General features: G+C 66.3%; 8 protein-coding genes. 7 read left to right on the top strand and 1 reads right to left on the bottom strand.

Annotated elements, in window-relative coordinates; genetic code table 11:
- Both VDP82_RS11560 and VDP82_RS11555 read left to right on the top strand, forming a co-directional pair.
- On the top strand, positions 1 to 263 hold a 263-nt coding region (locus VDP82_RS11560), incomplete at its 5' end, for a redoxin family protein (protein WP_323015000.1).
- Between the two features lie 205 nt (positions 264 to 468).
- Positions 469 to 615 carry a Flp family type IVb pilin gene (locus tag VDP82_RS11555; RefSeq protein ID WP_323014999.1) on the top strand — a complete coding sequence of 49 codons (147 nt, stop codon included), beginning with the start codon at positions 469 to 471 and terminating at the stop codon, positions 613 to 615.
- A 7-nt stretch (positions 616 to 622) separates the two neighbouring features.
- Here the strand turns inward: VDP82_RS11555 and VDP82_RS11550 are convergent, their stop codons facing one another.
- On the bottom strand, positions 623 to 823 hold the full coding sequence (locus VDP82_RS11550) for a DUF1674 domain-containing protein (RefSeq protein WP_323014998.1): 201 nt from the start codon (positions 821 to 823) through the stop codon (positions 623 to 625).
- A gap of 94 nt (positions 824 to 917) precedes the next feature.
- Between VDP82_RS11550 and htpX the strand changes: the two genes are divergently transcribed.
- The 5 genes from htpX to VDP82_RS11525 all read left to right on the top strand — a co-directional run.
- On the top strand, positions 918 to 1904 hold the full coding sequence (htpX, locus tag VDP82_RS11545; protein ID WP_323014997.1) for a zinc metalloprotease HtpX: 987 nt from the start codon (positions 918 to 920) through the stop codon (positions 1902 to 1904).
- Positions 1905 to 1913: 9 nt separating this feature from the next.
- Positions 1914 to 3212, top strand: coding sequence for an RsmB/NOP family class I SAM-dependent RNA methyltransferase (locus tag VDP82_RS11540; RefSeq protein WP_323014996.1), 1299 nt, complete (start codon positions 1914 to 1916; stop codon positions 3210 to 3212).
- A 113-nt stretch (positions 3213 to 3325) separates the two neighbouring features.
- Positions 3326 to 4924 carry a heparinase II/III family protein gene (locus tag VDP82_RS11535; protein WP_323014995.1) on the top strand — a complete coding sequence of 533 codons (1599 nt, stop codon included), beginning with the start codon at positions 3326 to 3328 and terminating at the stop codon, positions 4922 to 4924.
- Between the two features lie 81 nt (positions 4925 to 5005).
- Positions 5006 to 6589 carry a bifunctional phosphoribosylaminoimidazolecarboxamide formyltransferase/IMP cyclohydrolase gene (gene purH, locus VDP82_RS11530; RefSeq protein WP_323014994.1) on the top strand — a complete coding sequence of 528 codons (1584 nt, stop codon included), beginning with the start codon at positions 5006 to 5008 and terminating at the stop codon, positions 6587 to 6589.
- Between the two features lie 111 nt (positions 6590 to 6700).
- Positions 6701 to 7224: aconitase family protein (locus VDP82_RS11525; protein WP_323014993.1), on the top strand; the 524-nt coding region annotated here is incomplete at its 3' end.

Raw genomic sequence — 7224 nt, 5'->3', positions numbered from 1 at the left:
GCGCCGGCGTCCGGCTTTTCGGCATCAACCAGGCGGACGCGCCCGAAAATGCCCGCGCCTTCCTGGCGGAGCTGGGCAATCCCTATGACGCGGTGGGCGCTGATCCCAATCGCCGCGCCTCCATCGACTGGGGCGTCTATGGCGTGCCCGAAACCTTCATCGTCGATGCGAAAGGCGTCATCACCTTCAAGCATGTGGGGCCGATGACCAAGGCGGACATCGAGGCTTCCATTCTGCCCGCAATCGCCGACGCCCGCCGCTAAGGCATGCCTGCCGAAAGTAGGCACCGGTTTCGGCAGACATGCTTTAGGCGATCACTTTTTGCCCTGGGAAAGCGGTTAACGCCAAAGACTTAGAGTTTATTCACCCTTCCATGGGAGGGGAGAAGACACCAGCCGCCGTTCAGCTTCGGTTCAGCCGGTTTCGTGGACCTTGCCGCCAGTTCCCTTGTGCCGGATGCGTACCCCGATGATGACGATCGTGCTGAAATTTGCCCATGACGAAGCCGGCGTGACCCCGGTCGAATACGGGCTGATCGCGGCCATCATCGTGGTGGCGGCCACGGTGGCCGCCTCTGCCGCCGGCTTCAGCCTCAACGACCTCATCGCTCCCTGAGCCTGGCTCAGAAATCGCTGGTGAGCCCCTTGATCTCCCAGTCTCCATAGCGGCCCGGCTCCAGCCCGCCGCGTCCGCCCAACTCCTTGGGGGCGAAGGCCGTGCGCGCATCGATGGCGCTGCGCCGCGCCTCGGCTTCCGCCAGGGCCCGCATGGCCGCCGCACTCAACCCCGCTACCGGCGCCGCCTTTTCAACCTCTTCGCTCATCGTTCCGTCCTCATGACTTTTCGGTCACGTTGCTTGCACATGGCCCCATGCCACACAACATAATCGCGCAGGAACCTGAACCCAAGGGCTCACAATGTTCAATGCGTTTCGCACCTATGTCCTTCTGGCGGCGCTGACGGCGCTGTTCATGACCGTCGGCTATTTCATCGGCGGCACCTCCGGCATGGTCATCGCCTTCGGCTTTGCCGCCGTCACCAATCTCTTAGGCTACTGGAACGCCGACAAGCTGGTGCTGCGCATGCAGAACGCAGTACCGGTGGAGCGCTCGCGCGTGCCCGAGCTCTACGACATGGTCGACATCCTCTCGCGCAAGGCCGGCATTCCCACCCCGGCGGTCTATGTCATCCAGACCGACCAGCCCAATGCCTTCGCCACCGGCCGCAACCCCGAAAATGCCGCCGTAGCGGTCTCGACGGGCCTGCTGCGCCAGCTCCAGACCCATGAGGTCGCCGCCGTCATCGCCCATGAGCTGGCTCACATCCGCAGCCGCGACACGCTGACCATGACCATCACCGCCACCTTTGCCGGCGCCATTTCCGCGCTGGCCCAGTTCGGCCTGTTCTTTGGCGGCGGCAACAACAACCGCGACAATCCCCTGGGCGGCATCGGCGCCCTGCTGATGGTCTTTCTGGCGCCCCTGGCCGCCATGCTGGTGCAGATGGCGGTGAGCCGCACCCGCGAATACGAGGCCGATCGTGACGGCGCCGAGATTTCCGGCGATCCGCTTTCCCTGGCCTCGGCACTGGACAAGATCGCCGGACAAGCCGCGCGCCAGGTCAATGTGGCCGCCGAGCGCAACCCGGCCATGGCCCATATGTATATCGTCAATCCCCTCTCCGGGGCCCGCATGGACAATCTGTTTTCTACCCATCCCGACACCGCCAACCGCATCGAGGCGCTGCGCAGGCTTGCGGCCGAGATGCGTCTGGACGATAAGGGCCGCAAGCCTCAGCCCCGCCCGCGCCCGGTTTCCACCGGCCGCGACATCGGTGGCGGCTGGCGCGTGCCGACGGTCGGGCGCACCGACGAGGATGGCGGACAACGCGGCCCCTGGGGATAGATTGCAAGCGTGACAGACAAGACCGAACCGGCGGGGCTCCGCCTTCGCCTCGCAGCCGCCAAGCGGCTGCGCGCCGTCCTTGCGGGCGAGAATTTCTCGCCCCTCGCCACCGCCGATCTGGCCGATGGCCGCGACCGCGCGCTGGCCAACCGACTCATCACCACGGCGTTGCGCCGCCATGGCCAGCTCAACGTCACCATTGCCGAGCTGCTCGAAAAAGGCCTGCCGCCCCGTTCAGGCAGCTTCGAGGCCGTACTGCGTCTGTCGCTGACGCAATTGGTGTTCCTGCCCGATCTGGGTGCCCATAGCGCGCTGTTTCTCGCCGTCGAGGCGACCAAGCGCGATCCCAAATCGCGCCATCTGAGCGGTTTGATGAACGCCGTGCTGCGCCGGGCCCAGGCCAATTCCGCCCGCTTCGGCATGCTTGACGACGCCCTGCTGCTGCCCATGCCCTTTGCCGACACCTGGCGCCAGGCCTATGGCGATGCCGCTTTGATGGATTTTCCCCGCGCCCTTCTCGAAGGCGCGCCGCTCGACCTGACGCTGCGCGACGACGATCCCGGCCTTGCCGAGGCGCTGGGCGGCGAGCTGGTGATGGCCGATACGCTGCGCCTCGAACAGCGCGACCGGCCCGTCGATGCCTTGCCCTTCTACAACGAGGGGCGCTGGTGGGTGCAGGACGCCGCCGCCGCCATTCCCGCCCGCCTGATGACGGCGAGGGCCGGCGGACGCATTCTCGACCTTTGCGCCGCGCCGGGTGGCAAGACCGCCCAGCTCGTCAAGGCCGGCTACCGCGTCACCGCGCTCGACAGCGACGCGGCCCGCATGGCCAGGCTCGAGCAAAACCTCGACCGGCTTGGCTACCAAGCTGAAACCGTCATCGCCGACGCCATCGGCTTTACCCCCGACCGGCCCTTTGACGGCGTGCTGCTCGACGCCCCCTGCTCGGCCACCGGCACCTTCCGGCGTCACCCCGAGGTGATCTGGAACCGTACCGCCGCCGATGTCGCCGGGCGGGTGCGCCTCCAGCGCGCCCTCATCACGAATGCCTATCGCTGCCTTGAAGCGGGCGGCATACTTATTTATTGCGTCTGTTCGCTGGAGCCGGCAGAAGGAGAAGAACAGCTCGATTGGGTGCTTAAAACCCTGCCGGGTCTCGAATTCCTGCCGGTGGCCCAGTCCGAATTGCCGGACCTTGCCGCCGCCGTGACCGATCGAGGCGCGGTTCGCACCCATCCCGGCTTGACGCCGGGGGAGGGAGCGGGCGGTATGGACGGATTTTTCGTGGCGCGTTTCCGCCGCCGCTGACCAGGATATTTTGATAGCCCCTCGAAGCGGGGCACCGTTTCGGGGAACAGGATTTTGACGGGGACGCGCGCGGCAGGGATGGCCTTCGCCACGGGGTGGGTGCGGGTGTATTGATGACACCGCCCCTCACCCATGTTCTGCGGCGCCTGGCGCTGATCTGCGCCGACCGCATCGTGACCCTGCCCGTCCTGCGCTGGACCTGGCGGGGCATGGCCGACGACCCCTTCGGCGGGGAAATCGTGGAATTGCGTCCCGCCGACCGCGATGCGGTGCGCGACATGATGGCCGGGCGTTACCTTCTGGCCAGCAAGCTCATCGAAACCGGCGGCGCCTCGCCCTTCAGCCTCGATGTCGACCATGTCGAGTGGTGGCTCAACCTGCACAGCTTCGCCTGGCTGCGCCATTTCCGCGATTTGCGCGACCCCGGCGAGCGACGTTTCGCCCGCATGCTGGTGCTGGACTGGATCGCCCATGAAGGCCAGTTCGAGCACGATAGCTGGACGTTGAGCCTCACCGCACAGCGCGTGCTCAATTGGCTGCGCCATCTGCCGCTGCTGCTCGATGGCGCCACCCCGCAGGAGAGCCGCACCATCCAGCGCCTGCTACGCGCCCAGATCCAGAGCCTCCGGGTCCGCCGCCCCCTGGCCCATGACCCGGCCGAGGCGCTTTTTGCCGCCACGGCGCTGCTCGGCGCCGAATATTGCCAGGAGGGCGAGCGCGCCGATGTGCCCCGCCGCCTCGAACAGCTCAACCTGTTGCTGGCCGCCCAGCTCGACACGTCCGGCCTGCACCGTTCGCGCAATCCGCGCCTGCAATTGCAGCTGCTTTCCGAACTGGTCGGGATGCGCCGCATCGCCGCGACGGTGAATTCGGAAGCCTCGCGCGAGTTGGTCGCCCAGCTCGACCGCATGCATGAAAGCCTCGACGCCCTGACGCTTTCGAGCGGCGAGCCGGCCTATTTCAACGGCTGCGGCCAGCTGCCCCATGACGTGCTGATCGCTATCCAGGCCAATGGCCCCTCAAGGCGGCCCCGCTCCATGCTGCAGGCCGGCTATGGCATATTGCGCCATGGCGAGGCCGTGGTCATCGCCGATTCCGGCGAGCTGCCCCCGCCCGGCTTCGGTGCCGACAGCCACGCCAGCAGCCTTGCCTTCGAATTTTCCCATGGCAGCGAACTGATCGTGGGCAGTTGCGGCCCGGCCCCCGCCGACCTGCCCGAAAGCAGGGCCCTGTTCCGGCGCGGCATCGCCCATTCGGCGCCCACCATCGATTCCGAGGATGCCGTCGGTCGCGCCGCCGGCACGATCGCGCTGGACACCAACGACCATCTGCTCACCCTGGGCACCGATGGTTATGCCAGGCGCTTCGGTATTGGGCTTGAGCGCCGGCTGACACTTTTATCCGAGGGTACGACCCTGGTGGGCCAGGACCGCATGATCGCCCGCGGCGAGCCGTCCGGCCAGCTGGCGCTGCGCTTTCACCTGGCGCCCGGCATATTGGTGCGGCGCAATCGCGGCGAAGGTATCGTGCGTCTGGTGCTGCCCAATGGCGCGGTTTGGAGCTTCTTGTGGGAAGGCGCCAATTTCCACGAGGAGGAAAGCGTGCGCCAGTCTGCTTATATCGGGCTGCACAAGACGCGCCAGCTCGTACTGGATGCGCCGGTGGCGGCCGATGCCGAGATCGCCTGGATTTTTACCCGCGAGCAGGGCTGATCTACTCATCTGGGCGGTTGGCGCGGCGGCGTCTTCGTGCTAGCGAGCCGTCAGGTCACCAGCATCAGATGAGGCATTTCCATGGGCAAGACGGTCACGGTCGGGCGCGCTCTGCTTTCCGTATTCGACAAGTCGGGCATGGCCGAGTTCGCCCGCGGCCTGCATGAGGCCGGCGTGGAGCTGGTGTCCACCGGCGGCACCCATGGCCTGATCAGCAAGGCCGGCCTGCCGGTGCGCGAGATCGCCGACCTCACCGGCTTTCCGGAGATGATGGACGGGCGCGTCAAGACCCTCCATCCCAAGGTGCATGGGGGCCTGTTGGCCGTGCGCGACAAGCCCGACCACGCCCAGGCCATGGCCGACCACGCCATCGGCATCATCGACCTGGTGGCGGTCAATCTCTACCCCTTCGAAAAGACCGTGGCCGCCGGCGCCGGCTATGACGAGATCATCGAGAATATCGATATCGGTGGCCCGGCCATGATCCGCTCCGCCGCCAAGAACCACGCCTATGTCACCGTGGTGGTGGATCCCGCCGACTATCCCGAAATCCTCGCCGCCATCGCCTCGGGCGGAATCCCCTATGCCCTGCGCCAGCAGCTCGCCGCCAAGGCCTATGCCCGCACCGCCGCCTATGACAGCGCCATTTCCAGCTGGTTCGCCCGCGAGATCGACTTTGCCGATGTCAGCTATCGCAGCTTTGCCGGTACGCTGCGCGAGGTCATGCGCTATGGCGAAAACCCCCATCAATGGGCCGCCTTCTATACCAATGGCGACAGTCGCCCCGGCGTCGCCACCGCCAGCCAGGTGCAGGGCAAGACGCTGTCCTACAACAATATCAACGATACCGACGCCGCCTTCGAGCTGGTGAGCGAGTTCGATCCGGCCGAGCATGCCGCCGTCGCCATCATCAAGCACGCCAATCCCTGCGGCGTCGCCGTCGCCGCCGATTTGGCCACCGCCTATCGCAATGCGCTGCGCACCGATCCGGTCTCGGCCTTTGGCGGCATCGTCGCCACCAATCGCGAGATCGACGCCGCCACGGCAAGCGAAATCGTCAAGGTCTTCACCGAGGTGATCGTCGCCCCCTCCGCCTCCCCGGAAGCGCAGCAGATCCTCGCCGCCAAGAAGAACCTGCGCCTGCTGCTCACCGGCGGGCTCGCCGATCCCACGGCCGACGGACTCATGGTCAAGTCCGTCGCCGGAGGCCTGCTGGTGCAGTCGCGCGACAATCGCAATGTCGACGATTGCGACTTGCACACCGTCACCCGACGCCAGCCCACCGCGCAGGAGCTGGTCGACATGAAGCTCGCCGCCAAGGTGGCCAAGCACGTCAAGTCCAACGCCATCGTCTATGTGAAGGATGGCGCCACGGTGGGGATCGGCGCCGGCCAGATGAGCCGGGTGGATTCGGCCCTGACCGCCCACCGCAAATCCATCGACGCCGCCCGCGCCGCCGGCATCGACGGCGCCCTGACCCAGGGCTCGGTTGCCGCCTCCGACGCTTTCTTCCCCTTTGCCGATGGCCTGGAAGCGCTGGTCGCCGCCGGTGCGACGGCGGTGATCCAGCCGGGCGGCTCGGTACGCGACGACGAGGTCATCGCCGCCGCCGACGCGGCCGGCATCGCCATGGTGATGACCGGCATGCGCCATTTCCGTCATTGAAACGGCTCGGGCGCGGCGAGGCACAACCGTACCCATGAGTACGCTTATGCTTGACCCCTACCCCCTTTGCGGCTTAGAACCACTCCAAACTCGCCCTGCCGGAACACTGCAATGACCAAGGCTCGCACGCTTTACGACAAGATCTGGGATGACCATCTGGTCCAGAACAATGAGGATGGCACCTCGCTGCTCTATATCGACCGGCATCTGGTGCATGAAGTGACCAGCCCGCAGGCCTTCGAGGGTCTGCGCATGAGCGGACGCAGGGTGCGCCATCCCGAGCGTACCCTGGCCGTCGTGGACCACAACGTGCCCACCACCGACCGGTCCCTGCCCAACCCCGATCCGGAAAGTGCCACCCAGATCGCGGCGCTGGCCGAGAACACGCGCGATTTCGGCATCGAATATTACGACGCCTTCGACAGGCGTCAGGGGATCGTGCACATCGTCGGGCCCGAGCAGGGCTTCACCCTGCCCGGCATGACCATTGTGTGCGGCGACAGCCATACCTCCACCCATGGCGCTTTCGGCGCGCTGGCCCATGGCATCGGCACCTCCGAGGTCGAGCATGTGCTGGCGACCCAGACGCTCAAGCAGCAAAAGGCCAAGAACATGCTGGTGCGTGTCGATGGCCA

The sequence above is a fragment of the Devosia sp. genome (genome assembly GCF_034675085.1).
Classification (GTDB): Bacteria; Pseudomonadota; Alphaproteobacteria; order Rhizobiales; family Devosiaceae; genus Devosia.
This window is presented reverse-complemented; position numbering and strand designations above follow the sequence as displayed.